Genomic DNA, 17,652 nt, shown 5'->3' with positions numbered 1-17,652 from the left:
ACCTACCACAATGTGACTTATGAAAGAGCGCATATTCTACTGTGAAAGGCTCATTTCAGCTAGCTATATCCATCTTAAAAATCAGAGTTTTCTACTGCAAATGGCTTAATTTCTTGTAGCTTTATCCATTTTACTTTATTCGTAACAATTCATTTAGCCTGCTGTATAAATCATACTTCTTGTTTGCAATTCTTATTTTGTGGAAATACCAAACTAAAAAAAGAATTGCTCATTGCATGAAAATGACTCTTTTAGACCATCATCAACACCTTATACAAGCCACATACGTGAACAAATAAATGCCTTAAATTATGATTGAATACAAAACTATAAACGACAACATACTGATCCAAGACAACTTATGTCGCCCTACTCTAGTGCTTTAATCTTTTTTTTGGCATGATGATCCTGAACTCGTAGTGAATAATGATGAATGGAACAAATGCGTTGGGTAGAATTGCTTTCTGCAATTCGTTTAGGTAGTAAAAAAAGTAGTACTGAATTGGCTCGAAGCCCATTCCACAAAGATTATGACAGAATTATATTTTCTCAAAGTTTCCGTCAATTAAATAGAAAAACACAGGTTCACCCACTGACTCAACATGATGGGATTCATACCCGCCTCACACACTCGCTAGAAGTGTCTTGTATTGGGCGTTCACTCGGCATGTTGGCCGCAGAAAAAATCAAAGATGAATTACCGATGTGGATTTCACCTGCTGATGTTGGTGCGATTATCCAAGCTGCCTGTCTAGCGCATGACATTGGTAATCCCCCATTTGGTCATGCAGGTGAATATGCAATTCGGGAATGGTTTGATGATGCCTCTCATCGCGATTTCTTGACTAAACTCACGCCAGAAGAAGCAGCCGATGTACGTCAATTTGAAGGCAATGCCCAAGGACTTCGACTACTTAGTCGCATTGACTATCACCCCGATGATGGTGGCATGCGACTCACCTGTGCCACATTGGGTGCTTATTTAAAATATCCTTGGTTATCCAAAACCATTGAAGAACAAGGCGATATGCCATCGCATCAACGGGCGAAATTTGGTTGCTATCAATCTGAAAAAGAAATTTTAAAACAGTTGGCAGAACAGCTCGGTCTGATTCAGCTTGGTGACTATCATTATTGCCGTCATCCACTCACCTATTTATTAGAAGCTGCCGATGATATTTGTTATGCGCTAATCGACTTAGAAGATGGCATCATTCTCAATATGTTGAACTATGCCGAAGTTGAGCCAATCTTTCTGAATCTGATTGCCGATTATGGCTATCCCGAAGAGCTACATTTACCACATACCACATGGCAGCAAAAAATAGCTGCCCTACGTGGTCGTGTGATGAAACGTTTAGTCGATGAAGTCACTACAGCTTTTGCCAAACATCAGTATGAAATTTTAACCGGTCAGCTTAAAGGCAGCCTATTACAATATTGCTCACCCGATATTGAAGCAGGCATTCAAACGGCAAAGAATCTGGCGAGAGACCGCATTTTTGAGCATCCTCAAAAATCAGGTTTAGAGATTATTGCGCATCAAAGCTTACAAACTATATTAGATGCTTTTATCCCTTTAACCATGCCGCATAAGACCTTAAGCTTTAAAGAACAGCGTTTGATGTCAATTTTGCAACATTCAGGCGTAAATCTGCAAAACAACCACTATAATAATATTATGCAAGTTCTCGATATTATTAGTAAGTTCTCGGATCATCAGGCTTATAGCTTGGCGCAAGAGCTGCAAGGCAATAAGATAGGGTTCTTTTAGCCATTAGATGAGTTGGCACCCTTGCCTTTTTATACCCAAACTAAATTGTTTTTAAAAATAGTGAAATTTAACTCATGATCGGATGTTTAATTGGCGAAGTGTTTGCCCTAGAAGCCCCAACCGTATTACTCAATGTAAATGGCGTTGGCTATGAAATTGACACACCACTTTCGACATTTTGCCAATTACAAAAGGGACAGAAAGTCACTTTATGGACGCATTTGGTTGTTCGTGAAGATGCTCAGCAACTGTATGGCTTTAGCGATGCACAGGAAAAAACCATTTTCCGTACCCTGCTCAAAGTGAATGGCGTTGGCCCTAAAATGGCTTTGGGCATTCTATCGACATTAAGTGTTGAACTGCTCATCCACACAATTGAACATGATGATATTAATACCCTGATTAAAGTTCCGGGTGTGGGCAAAAAAACTGCTGAACGATTAATGATTGAATTACGCGATCGTTTCAAAGCGTTGGCGCATTCAACAGGCAGTACGACAAATGCAGCATCTGCTCAAATTCAATTTATGGCAAATTCACCAGTTGCCGAAGCTGAAGCTGCTTTGCAATCCTTAGGTTATAAACCAGCAGAAGCACAAAAAGCAGTGGCAGCAGTTAAAGCAGACTATACTGAATCTGCTGACATTATCCGTGCTGCGCTTAAATCCATGATGAAGTAATAGATATATGCAAGATCGTCTTATTAGCGGAACAGAAAAACCTGAAGATCATTTTGATCGTGCCATTCGTCCGACCTCATTGGCTGACTATATTGGTCAACCTGTGGTTCGTGAGCAAATGGAAATCTTCATTGGCGCAGCGCGTGGTCGTGGTGAAGCCCTAGATCATACCTTGATCTTTGGCCCTCCAGGTTTAGGGAAAACCACGTTGGCCAATATTATCGCAAGAGAAATGGGCGGTAATTTAAAATCAACTTCTGGCCCTGTATTAGAACGTGCGGGTGACCTAGCAGCCATGCTGACCAATTTGGAAGAAGGTGATGTTCTGTTTATTGATGAGATTCATCGTCTCTCACCCGTAATCGAAGAGATTCTCTATCCAGCCATGGAAGATTATCAACTCGATATTATGATCGGTGAAGGCCCTGCTGCCCGCTCAATCAAGCTCGATCTTCCTGCCTTCACTTTAGTCGCTGCCACAACACGTGCAGGTTTGCTCACCTCTCCGTTACGTGACCGTTTTGGGATTGTACAGCGTTTAGAGTTCTATTCGGTTGAAGACCTGACCCATATCGTGACGCGTTCAGCTAACTTGATGGATGTCCCGATCACCAAAGAAGGCTCAACTGAGATCGCCCGTCGTGCACGCGGTACACCTCGTATTGCCAACCGTTTATTACGTCGTGTTCGTGATTATGCGCAAGTCAAAGGCACTGGTGAAGTGACACAAGATATGGCTCAACGCGCTTTGGACATGCTTAATGTCGATAAAGCTGGTTTAGATACGCTCGATCGTCGCTATCTCAGTATGTTATTGGAACGTTTTGAAGGCAGACCAACAGGTGTGGAAGCTTTGGCTGCGGCAATGGCTGAAGATAGTGGAACACTTGAAGATGTGATTGAACCCTACTTAATCCAGCAAGGTTATGTGATGCGTACCGCTCGCGGACGTATTGCTACCAATATGGCATATTTACAATTCGGCATGACGCCACCTGAATCATAAAAATATTTTCAACTTAACGCTTCTTATAATGAGATGATTAGAATAGGATATGCCTGATTTTAATCGTCTCATTATTTTTAGGGTAACAATGAAAAATAAAACTTTAACTTCCGTATTTTTGAGTAGCTTATTTTTAACAGCCTGCGGGGGTGGAGGTGATAATGCAAATAATGGCAATTCATTTCAAGCCAAAGAAAAACTAGATTATAGCAAACCAGAAAATCTTGAATTGATTTATGCACCCATTATCAACTTATCAAGCATTAATGAAAATCAACTCATTGATACGATTACACTTGCTGAATCCGTTTTTTATTTAATACAAGGTGGAGAAAAAATGGGCTACAAAGCCTTCTGCCGAAATAAAGAAGGAAGCTTTAGCAGAAATAGCCAAATGGTTACGCTGAATAAATGTGATTTACAATATACAAAAGATGGCGTTATTCAACCTGTTTCTGAGGAACCAATGATTCTGTCTGGAAGTGTTAGCACACAAGGATACTGGTCACAGGATAACTTTAAAATCGATACGACACTGAACCAATTTAAAGTAGAAGTTGATAATGAAATAACAACCTTTAATGGAAGCAAAAGCAGTCTATCTTATTATGCTGATGCTCGCCCCTTCAAATATGACATTGCTCAAATGGAATTCACATGGGCTGATAAAAAATATACCGAAGTCTATAAACTTACAAACTATAGCTTTGAGCCTTGGTCAACTGGATCAATTACCAAAGGACGTCTAGTTGGGATATCCAATAATAAAGAATTCTCTGTAAATTTTGACAATCAAATCAAATTTGGAAGTGTCGGTGATGTTGTGGCTTTTTACCCAAGCTTTGCTGAAATTTTTATTGAAGATACTAACAACAATAAAAATGCAATCACCATTACTAAAACCGTTGACTATAAAGCATTAATGCGTGCCTATGCTAATGGCGTTACCGTCACAGGCTTCCCTAAAGTCGTCGCTTGGGAAGAACTCAACTATTAAAAGAAAGAGCCCTATTCAAGGGCTTCTTTTTTACCTCATTCAACAATATGTTATTTATTACTATTTCCTTAACCTTATTGAGGCAATATCATTCCTGATAGCTGACAGTACGCAAAAATAGGTAATAGAAATGGCAAATCATTTTGAGTTCAACATTCGCGTTTATATCGAAGATACAGATGCAGGCGGTATCGTTTACCATGCCAATCATATCCGTTTTATGGAGCGTGCCCGTACCGAATGGCTACGTGCAGCTGGTGTTGATCACTACTGGCACCAAAAAGATTACAGCTTCGTTGTACATCAAATCGCTGTTAAATATGTACGCCCAATATTAATGGATGATTTAATTACCGTTACAGCACGTGTTATTTCGTGTAAAGCCGCATCTTTTGTGTTGCAACAAAATATTTATCGTGGTGAAATCTTGCTGGCTTCAGGTGAGGTTGTGTTGGCATGTTTAAACAAAGAGTTAATGCCACGTAGACTTCCTGATGAAATTCGTGATCTGATTCAAAAAGAATTAGCACAGGACTAAAATAAACTTTCGGCACAGCAACTTATGGCAACTAACTTAGAATCTTCCCTGCATATTTCTGACCTAATTTTACAAGCAAGTCCTGTTGTACAACTGGTCATGCTGATCCTGCTACTCTCTTCAATTTATAGCTGGTATCTGATTGCCAAATTATATATGGGCTTTAAAAAAGCAGGACAAGAGGATGAGCATTTTCAAAAAATGTTCTGGTCAGGTGCCGAATTAAACACGCTTTATAATAATGCACAATTGAACTCTAAACGTCGTGGTCTAGAAGATATTTTCTACCAAGGCCTAGGTGAGTTCTTTAAGTTGCAAAAACGTAAAGCAGACACCAATCAAACCATCGAAGGAACTGAACGTATCCTGCGTGTTGGTTTAAGCCGTGACCAAGGTGGTTTAGAAGTCGGCTTGGGTGCACTTGCTAGTATTGGTTCAGTTGCACCTTATATCGGCTTATTTGGTACGGTATGGGGGATTATGAATGCCTTTATCGGCCTTGCTGCCGTTGACCAAGTGACTTTGGCAACAGTTGCACCTGGTATTGCAGAAGCCCTCATTGCAACTGCGATTGGTTTGTTTGCAGCAATTCCTGCGGTACTTGCGTTTAACCACTTTACCGCTAAAGGTGAATCAATCTATTCAGATCGTGCTTTATTTGCAGAAGAAATGGTTGCCCTTTTACAGCGTCAAGCGATTGGAACGACACAGGAAGATGCATAATGGCGATTCAACGATCTGGACGTTTTGAGCGGATTAAAAAACCGCTCAAAAGCGATATGAATGTGGTTCCTTATATCGACGTCATGTTGGTGCTCTTGGTCATTTTCATGGTGACTGCACCCATGATTACCAGCGGTATTAAAGTAGATTTGCCACAAGCCAATAATCATCCAATTGAATCAAAAGATATGCCAGCGATGGTCACCATTGGTAAAGATGGTAATATCTTTTTGCAATATCAAGAACACAAAGGCAGTGATCCTCTTTCTCTAGAGCAGCTTGAAGCTGTACTAAGTGAAGCTCAGACCCAAGCCGAGCAGGACAATAAACAACTAACTGTATTGGTGAATGGTGATAAATCGCGCCCTTATGGTGAAGTCGTCTCACTGATGGCGAGTCTACAAGAAGCTGGTCTTACTCAAGTTGGTTTACTGACAGAGCCGTTAAAATAAGCTATGAAAAAATTTCAAGAGCCACCTTTTAAGCAAAATGCGATTGCGCTGGGTTTTACCCTCGGTGTTCATGCAATCGCAATTGTTGGCTTGTTGTTTTTAGGCTTGAGTAAACCCCCTGAAGAACCTAAAAAACTGACCACTATTTTAGTGAAGCCAGAAGATTTACCACAGTCATTACAACAACCCGAACAACAAGTCTCTGCTGAACATCAGGCAGAGGAAGTGCAAAGCCCGGTTGTGGATACAACACGCCCTGAAAATATTCCAGTAACACCTCCGCCACCAAGCGCGCAACAACTTGCGGCTGAAAAGCAAAAAGCTGAACAGGCACAACAAGCCAAGCTTGCTGAGCAAAAACGCAAAGCAGATGAAGCTGCTCGTGCACAGCAAGTTGAAGAACAACGTAAACTTGCAGATGCTCAAGCACAGAAACAACGTGCGGAGGCTGAAGCGAAACGCCAAGCAGAGGCAAAAGCAAGGACTGAAGCGGATGCGAAGCGTAGAGCTGAACAAAATGCCAAAGCCGAGGCTGAAGCGAAGGCGCGCCAAAAAGCTGAACAAGATGCGAAATTAAGACAGCAAAAAGCTGCTGAAAATGCAAAACTTCAAGCGCAACAGGATGCGAAACGCAAAGCTGAAGCCGATGCAAAACGTAAAGCTGAGAGCGATGCGAGAGCAAAAGCCAATGCAGATGCGAAGCGTAAAGCCGAAGCTGAAGCCGATGCAAAACGTAAAGCTGAGGCCGACGCGCGAGCAAAAGCCAACGCAGATGCGAAGCGTAAGGTCGAAGCTGATGCCAAGGCTAAAGCTGATGCAGACGCGAAACGTAAAGCAAATGCTGATGCCAAAGCAAAAGCTGACGCAGATGCGAAACGTAAAGCCGAGGCCGATGCGAAGGCAAAAGCTGATGCAGACGCGAAACGTAAAGCCGAGGCCGATGCGAAGGCAAAAGCTGACGCAGATGCGAAACGTAAAGCTGAGGCTGAAGCAGATGCCAAAGCTGCAGCCGCTAAAAAAGCTGAGCAGGAAGCTGCCCAGAAAAAAGCGGATGCAAAACGCGTTGCTTCAACTGCGAAACGTGATTTCGAACAAAAAATCTATCGTGCGTGGAATATGCCATCTGGCTCATCGGGTCAGCGTGCGAGTGCTCGTGTGACTTTAAGCGATAGCGGTGCGGTACTTTCTGTCGTTGTAACAGCGAGTGACCCAGACGTTAAGGCGAGTGTCGAAGCTGCGGTTAGAGCTGCTGCTCCTTATCCGATGCCAGATGAACCAACCGCCCGTCGTGAAGCAAGAAGCTTTACTTCAAGTTTTACTGCAAAATAGTAATGAATAGTTAACGTTACATGCTTTTAATAGCACAAAGCATGTAACTATGTTAAATAATCAACAGCCACAAAAATACGAACGCAAGTAATTGTAACTATGGACAAGACTCGTAAACACCTCCTCTCTTTAGCAGTTTTCGCTGCGATTAGTACAGTTGTTCCAACAGCAACTTTCGCACAATTACACCTCGAAATTGCTAAAGCACCTGAACAAGCACCTAAAATCGCGATCATCCCATTTGCAAATGACAATGCGATCTATCCAATTGTGGAAAGCGACTTGAATCGTTCAGGTCGTTTTACCAGCGCATCTCAAAATTTGCCGGCTACTGCAAGCCTTAATCAGGTTCAAGCGGGTGATTGGCAGAATGCCGGTGTGCCGTATGTTGTCGTTGGACAACTTAAGGCGGTTGATGCCAATACTTTTGAGATTCATTACCAGTTATATGATGTACAGAAACAACAATACTTACTCAATGAAGTACTGACTGTACCAAGCTCACGTGTACGCCAAGCAGGCCACCTGATCAGTGATACCATCTATCAAGCGTTGACAGGTATTGCTGGTGACTTTAGTGGTCGTATTGCTTATGTATTGCGTAATCAGGCGACACCTGCCCAACGCTATACCTTACAAATTGCCGACACAGATGGTGAGCAACCTAAAACAGTATTGTCATCACGTGATCCTATCTTATCTCCAGCTTGGACACCTGATGCTAAGAAAATTGCTTATGTATCATTTGAAACCAAACGCCCTGCAATTTACTTACAAGACTTAGCCACGGGCCAACGTGAGGTTTTAGCGAGCTTCCGTGGTCTAAATGGCGCTCCAAGCTTCTCTCCAGACGGCAAATCGATGTTATTCACTGCATCAATGCATGGTAACCCAGAAGTTTATCAAATGGATTTAAGCACACGTCAAGTACAGCGCATGACCAATGACTCTGCGATTGATACGGAAGCACGTTATTCTCCAGATGGTAAATCATTTATCTTTACTTCTGATCGTGGTGGTTCACCGCAGATTTATCGCTATAGCTTTGATGATAGTTCTGTAAAACGCTTGACCTTCAAAGGTGCGTTTAATGCACGCGGTACTTTGAGTGCTGATGGTAAAAAGATTGCTTTAGTACATCGTCCGAGCGGCAGTAACTACAAAGTTGCAATCCAAGATATCAATACCGGTATCACCAATATTCTGACACCGACAAGTTTAGATGAATCACCGAGCTTCTCACCAAATGGACAGATGGTGGTTTATGCAACACGTGAAGGTAGTCGTGGTTTGTTGTCCGTCATGTCGACTGATGGCCGTTTCCGCATGAATTTACCAAGCGAGCAAGGTGAAGTTCGTGAACCAGCTTGGGCACCAAAATAAGTTTAATCGATTGGAGAATCATATGAACATTAAATATCTAACGCTTCCACTGATTGCTGCAACACTTGTATTTACAGGCTGTGCAAGCCGTAAGCCTGCTGCTGAAATTACTACTGGCACAAATCCAAATGGCTCAACCACAGTCAGCACAGATGGTTTAAGTGAAGATGCGGCATTAAATGCGCAAAACTTGGCTGGTGCATCTTCTAAAGGCGTCACTGCTGCAAATAAAGCATTCTTGGCAAAACGCGTGGTGCACTTTAACTTTGATAGCAGTGATTTATCGAATGAAGATTATCAAACCCTACAAGCACATGCTCAATTCCTAGTTGCTAATGCTAACTCTCGTGTTGCTCTGACAGGCCATACTGATGAACGTGGTACACGTGAATACAATATGGCACTTGGCGAACGTCGTGCAAAAGCAGTTGAAAGCTTTTTGATTACTAACGGTGTAAACCCACAGCAACTTGAAGCAGTTAGCTACGGTAAAGAATCACCAGTGAATGCAGGTCATGATGAAGCGGCGTGGAAAGAAAACCGCCGCGTAGAAATTAACTACGAAGCAGTTCCACCACTATTAAAATAATTGTGGTTTCGCTGTAAATAAAAATGCTCACTTCATGTGAGCATTTTTATTTCATTCATTAAGACGAAGATTGAGCATCAGGCTTGTTTTGCATTGATTCAATCAAATCATGCTTATTAAACTCTTTATATTCTGGCTTAGCTTCATACTCTTTCCATGCATCCTTCACGTTTTCTTTGGAAATCGTATCTAAGCTAATCGGCTCACTCGGCGTGGGCGTTGCCTCAAAATTCTTGGTTGACATCGGTAGCCTCCAAACATCCTGTTTAGTATCTATGCAACATAGCATGTAATGCTGCACTTGTAATCATAAAAGCAACATAAATAAAGTAAGATAATTTTTATTTTCGGACGATCTCATCTAGAATACCCACATTCTTTTTTTATCAATTTTTGACACGGCCAAATCGGAGCTATTCAATATGTCAAACCTTACTTTGACCCAATACCTAGAACAACAAAATGGGAATTTGACTCCAGAGTTGGCACAAGTCATCGAAACAATTGCGACTACATGCCAAACCATTGATCAGGCACTTCAAAAAGGTGCTTTAGCTGGTATTTTGGGCAGTGCGGGCAACGAGAACGTTCAAGGCGAAACACAAAAGAAATTAGATGTTATTTCTAATGATTACCTGATTGATGCTTTAAAAGCACACCCACAAGTGGGTGGTTTGGCCTCAGAAGAGCTAGATGACTTCACCCCTGCCCAAGAAAATGGTAAATATCTAGTTTTGTTTGATCCACTCGATGGTTCAAGCAATATCGACATTAACATGTGTGTCGGTACAATTTTCTCTATTCTTCCTGCAAAGAATTCTATCACTCAATCTGCAGACTTTATGCAAGCTGGTACAGCGCAAGTTGCCGCAGGTTATGTGCTTTATGGCCCGTCAACCATGTTAGCACTTACAGTGGGTGCAGGTGTTGCGTTCTTTACTTTTGACCCAACAACACAAAACTTCTTGCTAACGACAGAACAAGTGCAAGTCACAGCAGATACACAAGAGTTTGCCATTAACTCATCGAATCAACGTCACTGGGAAAACCCTGTAAAACGTTATATTGACGAACTTTTAGCGGGTAAAACATCAGTCCGTGAAAAAGATTTTAATATGCGTTGGGTTGCATGTATGGTAGGTGATATTCACCGTATCTTATGTCGTGGCGGTATTTTCCTTTACCCTTACGATTTAAAAGACCCAAAAAAAGCAGGTCGCTTACGTTTGATGTATGAAGCAAATCCAATGAGTATGTTGATCGAACAAGCTGGTGGTGCGTCTACGACAGGTCGTGTTCGTATTATGGACATCCAACCAACAGAACTACACCAACGTGTCCCTGTGATTATTGGCTCTAAAAACGAAGTGGAACGCGTAACAAGCTACCACTAATTAATTTTATAATCAGGGCATTATAAAATTATGATGCCCTTTTGGATGTTTATCTTATGGCGGTTATTTTCCTAGAATCAAAAGACAATGCAAAAATTAAACATTTGCGTGGTCTGATCGAGCTTAACAGTGCTCGAAAAAAACATCAGCAAACCGTTCTAGAAGGTACACATCTGTGCTTGGCTTGGTTGCAACAGCAGAAAAAAATCTTTTCTTTATTTACCACCGAACAAGCCTTAGAACATCCAGATTTACAAGAAGTGATTGAACTCCATCAAGCTCACATCTTTGTTATTAGTGAAGTCCTGTATAAGGATTTAAGTACCTTAGGCACAACCCTGCCTTGTCTCGCGATTGTTGATTTACCCAAAACTGCTGCCACGATTGATTTTAAGGCGGATACTTTAATTCTAGAAAATGTTCAAGATCCTGGAAATGTAGGGACACTACTCCGCTCTGCTGCCGCTGCAAACATCAAACAGGTGATTTGTACACAAGGCTCAGCTGCACTTTGGTCTCCACGTGTGCTTCGAGCAGGTATGGGCGCTCATTTTAGTCTTCAATGTTTTGAAAACTTCCAGCTCACAGATATTCTTCCAAAATTTCAAATTCCAGTTTTTGTGACTAGCTCACATCGCTCGACCAGTTTATATAGCCAAGATTTAACTCAAGCCTGCGTCTGGATTTTAGGCAATGAAGGTCAAGGTGCAAGTGACTATGCACTTGAGCATGCTCAGGCAGTGGCGATCCCTCAACCAGGTGGACAAGAGTCCCTCAATGTCGCCATTGCAGGTTCTGTATGCTTCTTTGAAATGGTTCGCCAACGTCAGTAAAAACGTTAAATTATTTTAAATACGATTTTTTTACTGAGAAAATCAATTACACTACTAAAAATAATTGCTTAAGTTGTCAACGCGCCCACCATTTTCAACGTTATATGATTAATGAATTGGAATTAATGGTGGGTATCCATGACAGGATTTTCCATCTCTATGGATTTAGCACCGAAACAGGCTCGAACTGAAAACAGTACTGATCGTAGTACCGTTGAACAACGTCTGCGTTTTTTTATGCAAGACGTTACAGGTCGTGCCTTGGTTATGATGGAAAGTGCAACGCAAGGACAACAAGGCATTGCGATGGATTTGGTGCAAGAAGCATTTATTTCATTGCACAAGTCATATGCAGATAAAAGTACTGAAGAATGGTATCCCCTGTTCTACACCATATTAAATAACAAACTTCAGGATTGGCGACGTAAAGAAGCTCGCCGTGCGAGTCCATTTTCATTATTTAAAAAAATTAGTTTAGATGATGACGAAGAAATCATTGATGTTGTGGATGAATCGACCCCTAATCCGTTTGAATTTCTTGATCAAGAAGTCACGATGGAGGAAATTCAAGCTGCAGTCAATCAACTACCCGTCCGTCAACAACAAGCATTTATGCTAAGAGCGTGGGAAGGTTTTGATACGATGACCACAGCACAAATTATGGATTGCAGTGAAGGCAGTGTGAAAACACATTACCACCGTGCAATTCAGGGACTCCGAATTGCTTTAGAGCATTTAAACCCGCATACGGGAGGATCATCAGATGAAAAAAGATGAGTTCACTAAACATGTGACTTCCAGACTTGACCAACTTGCGAAAGAACAGCACCACAATAAAATGATGGTGATGAATCATGTTCTCGATACTGTACAAAAGAAACCAACCTCTTATTACAGTGTTTGGAAAATGACTGGTTTTGCGTTTGCTGCCGCCCTCATGGGGATTGTGGTTCTACCTAGCTCACTGCAATTGGCAGATCAACCACAAAACCAAGTTGTCGTGAATCCAAAACTTTCACCGCAAATGGTTGAAGATATGGAAATGTTATTGGTCTTAGGTGAGGATAAAGTTCCACATGGCAGCTAAAAAATTAGCACTTGTTGTGTGTACGCTCGGCTTATTACAAACCAGTTTTGCAGGTTCAGAACGTTTTTGGGTGTTTTCCAAACCGAATAAACCAGCAACCGAAGAAGCATGGGATGACTTATCACCTGAGGAGCAACGCGTTTTAATCAAGCGCTATCAGACCTTGAAGGAAGTACCGACCAATCAAAGCTCACAGCTTCAACAACGAATGGAGTGGTTCACGCAATTACCTGAAGAAGAAAAACAGAAAATGCGTGATGTCTGGCAAAAAATGAGTATGCAAGAACGTAACATGCTACGTAAACGCATGCTAAATGCCAGTAACGAAGAGCGTGTCAATATCAGAGAAGAATATCTCAGTAAATACGCTGAGCATTGAGTTTTAAATTGATAAGAATAAAAAATAGCGCCTTTTAGGCGCTATTTTTTATCTTTGGTCTACTTACTTTTTAAAGCGACGATAGGCTAATAGTCCCAATAAACCAAATATCGAATAGAAACTCATGCTACCCCCACCACTACTTGCTGAACGAGTATCATCAGTCGTGGTTGCTGTACTAATGGTTCGCACAGTCGCTGAATTTGATGATACACCATCAGCATCATAGACTTGATAGTTAAATGAGAAGTTAAATGGGTTAAATGCATTTACCTCCTGAACGTAAATATTCCCACCATAGCAAGTTTCTTTTTCATCTGGCGCAGGACAAGCGCCTTTACGATCAGCGGTAATACTCAAATCATTGGTCGGTACATTGGTCAAACGAATTGGTAACTCAACCCCATCTTCATTTTTCCAAAACTGAGATTTATTTGGATTCTTTTCAGGTCCAACACCACCTTCACCCATATCACCATTGTCATTGGCAAAATTTAATAAATTCAGACTGAGTTTTTGCTTTTCTTTATATTTAAAAGTTAAGGATGTATCTGTTGCAACTGGTGCAATATTTGCAAAAGCTGCACGAATTAAGCCAGATGAACTTATATTTGGATTAGACTTTGACGTGATCGTGTATTTGCAGAAAATCTTGTCTCCAGCTTGGGTAATACTATCATCCTTACGATAAAAAATAATTTGCTGAAGGTCTTTATTCCAAGCACATACTAAATTTTCTTTGTCACTTGCATCAATATCTGTGACAGTATCATTAATTTGACCTTTACCAAGAGGTTCTGTCGTAACATTATATAAATCAGGATTAAAAAACTCTAATTTATAACTACCATCAGCTTGCTCAGTATCTTGAGGTAATGGTAATTGATAATTGCTTAAATCAATGTAAATTGCACGATATTTTAAATTAGCTTTTGTATATTGCAATAGATTTTGATATTGATCCAAACGAGATTTATAGTAAGTTAAAAAATCAGGGTTATTTGGATTTTTGACCAAATTATCAAAGAAGTTATATTGAGTTTGATAAGTTGATATTGCACTACTAATAGAAGTATTAGTCAAATCTTGTAAATCACCCGCCGTAAATCGCATTAATTCAATTGAACCAATATCACAGCGATTGCTTGCCTCAGGATTATAATACAAGGTGCCATCTATAATACGAGCTAGACCACGTTGGTCCGTAGTACTACAACCCAATCCATCAACATCTAATAAACCGACTATTTTTTTGGTCGTCTTATCATCTACCTTAACTTCTATTTCTGTTACATTTTTCTTTGGATAATAGATCGGTAGGAATGCGGTATAAGCAGAAGCTGCTTGTAATGGGCTTAACAGCGTCCCAAAATTAATATTACTGACATTTAGATTGGTTGTATTACTTTTAAGTGACTCTTTAGGAACATCACAGACATTATTGACTGGGGATGTAGAGCCTTCTTCTTTTAATGCCAGTGCATTATAGGCAATACCAAAACCAACCTTTTCTTGACTAGAAACATCACCAAATAAATATCGACAAGCATAACTATTCGTTCCACCATTATAAGCAAGAACGTTATAGGTTAATATTTTTCCACCAATTTTATCATATAATAGCGTTGTAAAAGCTTGATTTTCAACAATGGTATTGCTCGTTAAAGTTATACTACTTGCATTACTTAAAATACTGGAATTATTATTTTCTTCAGTTCCAGGTTTTGTATCACCTGTAAATTTAATTAAATTACCAGATGAGGTATTAACAATATTTTTGGCAATTGTATTGGTTGTTAGTGTTGCAATTGATTCTCCACAAAACTCAATCATACTACTTGAATTTCCAGAACCATTTGCGATAAAGCTGTTTGAGGTCAAATTGAGGGTACGCTTTGCATACGTTACATCGTTGAAACAACTCATAGACAAGACACTACCTTTATCAGCCTGATTCCCCTGAATCAAGCTTTTCGTCAAAGTGAGTGTTGTTGATGGTCCCGCTAAATAAACAGCACCACCCTCTTTTGCCTGAGAGTCTAAAATTTGACTACTTTGTAAAGCAACATCAGCACCGGCATAAATCGCTCCTCCACGATCTGCAGTACGGCCACCAGTCAAAATCAGATTATTAAGACTAATAGCTTTTGCCCCCAAGGTCGTGTTAAAAATACGAGAATTCTCTGCTTTAATCGTGGTTTGCAAAGGAATTTGTGCAGGGTATTGATTTACAATATCGTTCAATAACACATTTTTTTCTTGCCAATCGACTGGACTAGCCCCCCAAATTGCGACATTTACATTTGGTGTTAATTCTTTCTTAAGGGTATAAACCCCTTTTTCAAGCTGAATAACTTTCTGCGTACTTGAAAGCATATCTGTGACCGCACAGCCACCATAAGAAACGCGTGTTTCGGCCGTTTTTAACGCTTCGCGCAATGAACAAGCAGAAGGGTTTTCACCATCTTCATCCACAAAAGTGGTGACTTTAATAGGCGTGCTACTGGTTGCCGCTAACAATGGCATTGTTGCCATAACCATGGTTGCTAAAATTGTTTTTTTATAATGTCTCATCTCATCTCATCCCTGATTATGATTTAAAGCGGCGCAATCCTACCAATCCAAGTAACATCAAGATCGCACCCATTCCAAAGCTACCTGTACTCACTGTTTTACTTTTAAAGGTATTCGGTGGGTCTTGTACAATTGTTGCTGGAATATCAATAAAATAGTTTGATACATCATTAAAACGAGTCGTAGTCGTCATTACCCGTAAATTAAATTTATCTGCGCCATGCCAATCACTATCAGGCACATAAGTCACATTACCATCCTGATCAATGCTGGTCTTGCCTTTAGATGGCGTTTGTGTTTGTACGACCTCTAAACAACCAACTTTCCAAGGCTGGCCATCTGAACGCTTACCAAGTTGTGCTTCACATGTTGCAGGATCCAGCAACTCACCGTCTAACAAACTCTCCGCTATACTAAACTTAGCCACTTGACCGTACAAAATATCTTGACCAACAATTGGAATTTCACCACGATTGACAATTAACTCAACCGCACCCAAATCACATAACTCATTAAAACCTGTACGGCTTTTCCCACGTTGATCTGTAGCTTCACAATTCGCTGTACTGAAGGTTGTGCCATCACTATAAATGCGTCCTTTATTGACAATGAGTGAATCTGACAACTGTTTATAAGAAGCCAATAAACGGGGTTTAAAGAAACCGAGCATTTGATCTTTCGGAATAGAATAAGGGCACAGCAACCCCTTCGCTGGTGGCGCTGCACAAATTCCTTCATCATTTGTACCACCTGCAATTAAGGCTTGCTCAGGATCATTCTGATTCCACATAAAGTTTGGTAAACGTTTTTCTGCATTACGATCACAATCTGATGTGGTTAAATTGCTTTGAACAATGGTCGTATCATCTGATGTATTTGCGCAGTTAGCATTTCCATTCGCAACCAAAATGCTATTAGAGACATAAGAACTAGGGTATTCTTTAACCGTTTCTTTTTTCTCTCCATTTACATCTTCTTCTGTGGTTACTTTGAAATTTAAAGACTGTAAATATAGCCCAGCAGCATTTTTAATGATTGTATTATTATTAAGAACCATCCCTTCACGAATATTCGCAACATAACCACCTTTGTTGTGAAAAATAGTGCTACTGCGGATACCTGAAATACCAGTCGCCAATGCCCCATTAATAGTGTCATTATTAAAACCAGTTTGGACATAGAGCAAAGCACCATTGGTACCTGCTACACCTTCATTATCCCGTATTACCGATTGTGCAATCAGATACATTGGCATTTCGCTATAAATGACAGCGCCCTGATCCGCCTTATTATTTTGTATAATACTATTATTAATATAGACATACCCTGCTGTGTTTTTCGCATCCGATGAGACACCAGCATTATAAATTGCTCCACCTCGATTTGCTAAACCACCAGTCAATCTTGAATATTGAATCGATAAGCTTTCACGATTAAGAATTAAACCGCCATCATTCACTTTATTTGACGCACCTTGCAAATTTAACTCAACTAAACTAACTGCAAGTAGTGCGCTTTCAACATTATTATCATCAATCACAAAAAGACGATCAGAACCCACCATTTTAATGGTCGCATTGTTTAAACCTTTTTTATTATCATTAAAGCCATCACTAGTTGCAGTCCGAATTGTAGCTGCCGCTTTGATATTTAATGCTGAATTAAGTTGGTAAGTTTGATCACGCTGCAAAACAATATTACTGGTTGCATCTTTATTACCACACCCGTGGTAACCATTTTCAAATTCTTTTTGACTTCTTTTATTTAAAAACTCGACGGCTTCTCGTAATGAACAAACCCCATCATCCTTATCTTCATCAACTAATGTTGTGACTTGAATATCCGCAGAATATGCATGTCCAGTAATCGCAAATAAAGCGCAGGCAAGCGTCCGTTTGAGCATACCAATCTCCT

The 17,652-nt window shown here is 40.5% G+C and carries 18 protein-coding genes; 15 read left to right on the top strand and 3 right to left on the bottom strand.

Going from position 1 to position 17,652, the window contains the following annotated elements:
• Positions 1-433 precede the first annotated feature (433 nt).
• The 10 genes from A7P54_RS11130 (at position 434) to pal (ending at position 9,471) form a co-directional block, all read left to right on the top strand.
• Entirely contained in the window at positions 434-1,774 is a 1,341-nt protein-coding gene (locus A7P54_RS11130; RefSeq protein WP_004805678.1) for a deoxyguanosinetriphosphate triphosphohydrolase, read from the top strand.
• A 74-nt stretch (positions 1,775-1,848) separates the two neighbouring features.
• Positions 1,849-2,454 (top strand): Holliday junction branch migration protein RuvA, encoded by a 606-nt coding sequence (gene ruvA / locus A7P54_RS11125; RefSeq protein WP_171549607.1) that lies wholly within the window; start codon positions 1,849-1,851, stop codon positions 2,452-2,454.
• Positions 2,455-2,461: 7 nt separating this feature from the next.
• The gene (gene ruvB / locus A7P54_RS11120; protein ID WP_005204887.1) at positions 2,462-3,460 is read left to right on the top strand and encodes a Holliday junction branch migration DNA helicase RuvB; all 999 of its coding nucleotides are present in this window, start codon (positions 2,462-2,464) and stop codon (positions 3,458-3,460) included.
• 49 nt (positions 3,461-3,509) lie between these two features.
• On the top strand, positions 3,510-4,457 hold the full coding sequence (locus tag A7P54_RS11115) for a hypothetical protein (protein WP_228129919.1): 948 nt from the start codon (positions 3,510-3,512) through the stop codon (positions 4,455-4,457).
• Between the two features lie 130 nt (positions 4,458-4,587).
• Positions 4,588-4,995, top strand: a complete 408-nt coding sequence (ybgC, locus tag A7P54_RS11110) for a tol-pal system-associated acyl-CoA thioesterase (RefSeq protein WP_004805671.1) — start codon at positions 4,588-4,590, stop codon at positions 4,993-4,995.
• A gap of 24 nt (positions 4,996-5,019) precedes the next feature.
• The gene (tolQ, locus tag A7P54_RS11105) at positions 5,020-5,718 is read left to right on the top strand and encodes a protein TolQ (RefSeq protein ID WP_004805668.1); all 699 of its coding nucleotides are present in this window, start codon (positions 5,020-5,022) and stop codon (positions 5,716-5,718) included.
• Entirely contained in the window at positions 5,718-6,170 is a 453-nt protein-coding gene (gene tolR / locus A7P54_RS11100) for a protein TolR (RefSeq protein WP_005204891.1), read from the top strand. Before tolQ ends, tolR begins: the two co-directional genes overlap by 1 nt.
• 3 nt (positions 6,171-6,173) lie before the next feature.
• The gene (tolA, locus tag A7P54_RS11095) at positions 6,174-7,499 is read left to right on the top strand and encodes a cell envelope integrity protein TolA (RefSeq protein ID WP_171549606.1); all 1,326 of its coding nucleotides are present in this window, start codon (positions 6,174-6,176) and stop codon (positions 7,497-7,499) included.
• Between the two features lie 99 nt (positions 7,500-7,598).
• The gene (tolB, locus tag A7P54_RS11090; protein WP_005322019.1) at positions 7,599-8,882 is read left to right on the top strand and encodes a Tol-Pal system beta propeller repeat protein TolB; all 1,284 of its coding nucleotides are present in this window, start codon (positions 7,599-7,601) and stop codon (positions 8,880-8,882) included.
• A 22-nt stretch (positions 8,883-8,904) separates the two neighbouring features.
• Positions 8,905-9,471 carry a peptidoglycan-associated lipoprotein Pal gene (gene pal / locus A7P54_RS11085; RefSeq protein ID WP_004805662.1) on the top strand — a complete coding sequence of 189 codons (567 nt, stop codon included), beginning with the start codon at positions 8,905-8,907 and terminating at the stop codon, positions 9,469-9,471.
• A 58-nt stretch (positions 9,472-9,529) separates the two neighbouring features.
• Here the strand turns inward: pal and A7P54_RS11080 are convergent, their stop codons facing one another.
• Complete coding sequence (locus A7P54_RS11080; protein WP_004805661.1) at positions 9,530-9,715, bottom strand: NF038105 family protein; 186 nt, start codon at positions 9,713-9,715, stop codon at positions 9,530-9,532.
• A 178-nt stretch (positions 9,716-9,893) separates the two neighbouring features.
• Between A7P54_RS11080 and A7P54_RS11075 the strand changes: the two genes are divergently transcribed.
• From A7P54_RS11075 to A7P54_RS11055, 5 genes are all read left to right on the top strand, one after another.
• Positions 9,894-10,865 (top strand): class 1 fructose-bisphosphatase, encoded by a 972-nt coding sequence (locus A7P54_RS11075; RefSeq protein WP_171549605.1) that lies wholly within the window; start codon positions 9,894-9,896, stop codon positions 10,863-10,865.
• 56 nt (positions 10,866-10,921) lie between these two features.
• A complete protein-coding gene (locus A7P54_RS11070; protein ID WP_004805656.1) occupies positions 10,922-11,698 on the top strand; it encodes an RNA methyltransferase in 777 nt (258 codons plus the stop codon).
• Between the two features lie 159 nt (positions 11,699-11,857).
• Positions 11,858-12,475, top strand: a complete 618-nt coding sequence (locus A7P54_RS11065; RefSeq protein WP_004805654.1) for an RNA polymerase sigma factor — start codon at positions 11,858-11,860, stop codon at positions 12,473-12,475.
• Positions 12,462-12,785 (top strand): hypothetical protein, encoded by a 324-nt coding sequence (locus A7P54_RS11060; protein ID WP_004654617.1) that lies wholly within the window; start codon positions 12,462-12,464, stop codon positions 12,783-12,785. Before A7P54_RS11065 ends, A7P54_RS11060 begins: the two co-directional genes overlap by 14 nt.
• Positions 12,775-13,164 carry a DUF3106 domain-containing protein gene (locus A7P54_RS11055; RefSeq protein ID WP_171549604.1) on the top strand — a complete coding sequence of 130 codons (390 nt, stop codon included), beginning with the start codon at positions 12,775-12,777 and terminating at the stop codon, positions 13,162-13,164. Before A7P54_RS11060 ends, A7P54_RS11055 begins: the two co-directional genes overlap by 11 nt.
• Positions 13,165-13,227: 63 nt before the next feature.
• On the opposite strand, the gene A7P54_RS11050 is transcribed toward A7P54_RS11055, so the two are convergent.
• Together A7P54_RS11050 and rbtA are read right to left on the bottom strand one after the other, a co-directional pair.
• Positions 13,228-15,738, bottom strand: a complete 2,511-nt coding sequence (locus A7P54_RS11050) for a CSLREA domain-containing protein (protein ID WP_171549603.1) — start codon at positions 15,736-15,738, stop codon at positions 13,228-13,230.
• A gap of 16 nt (positions 15,739-15,754) precedes the next feature.
• Positions 15,755-17,641: a rhombotarget A gene (rbtA, locus tag A7P54_RS11045; protein WP_171549602.1), complete on the bottom strand. Its 1,887-nt coding sequence runs from the start codon at positions 17,639-17,641 to the stop codon at positions 15,755-15,757.
• Positions 17,642-17,652: the final 11 nt, after the last annotated feature.

It is taken from the genome of Acinetobacter sp. Ac_3412 (assembly GCF_013072675.1).
In the GTDB taxonomy this organism is placed as follows: Bacteria; Pseudomonadota; Gammaproteobacteria; order Pseudomonadales; family Moraxellaceae; genus Acinetobacter; species Acinetobacter higginsii.
The sequence above is the reverse complement of the archived record's forward strand: the minus strand, read 5'-3'. Positions and strand labels throughout refer to the sequence as shown.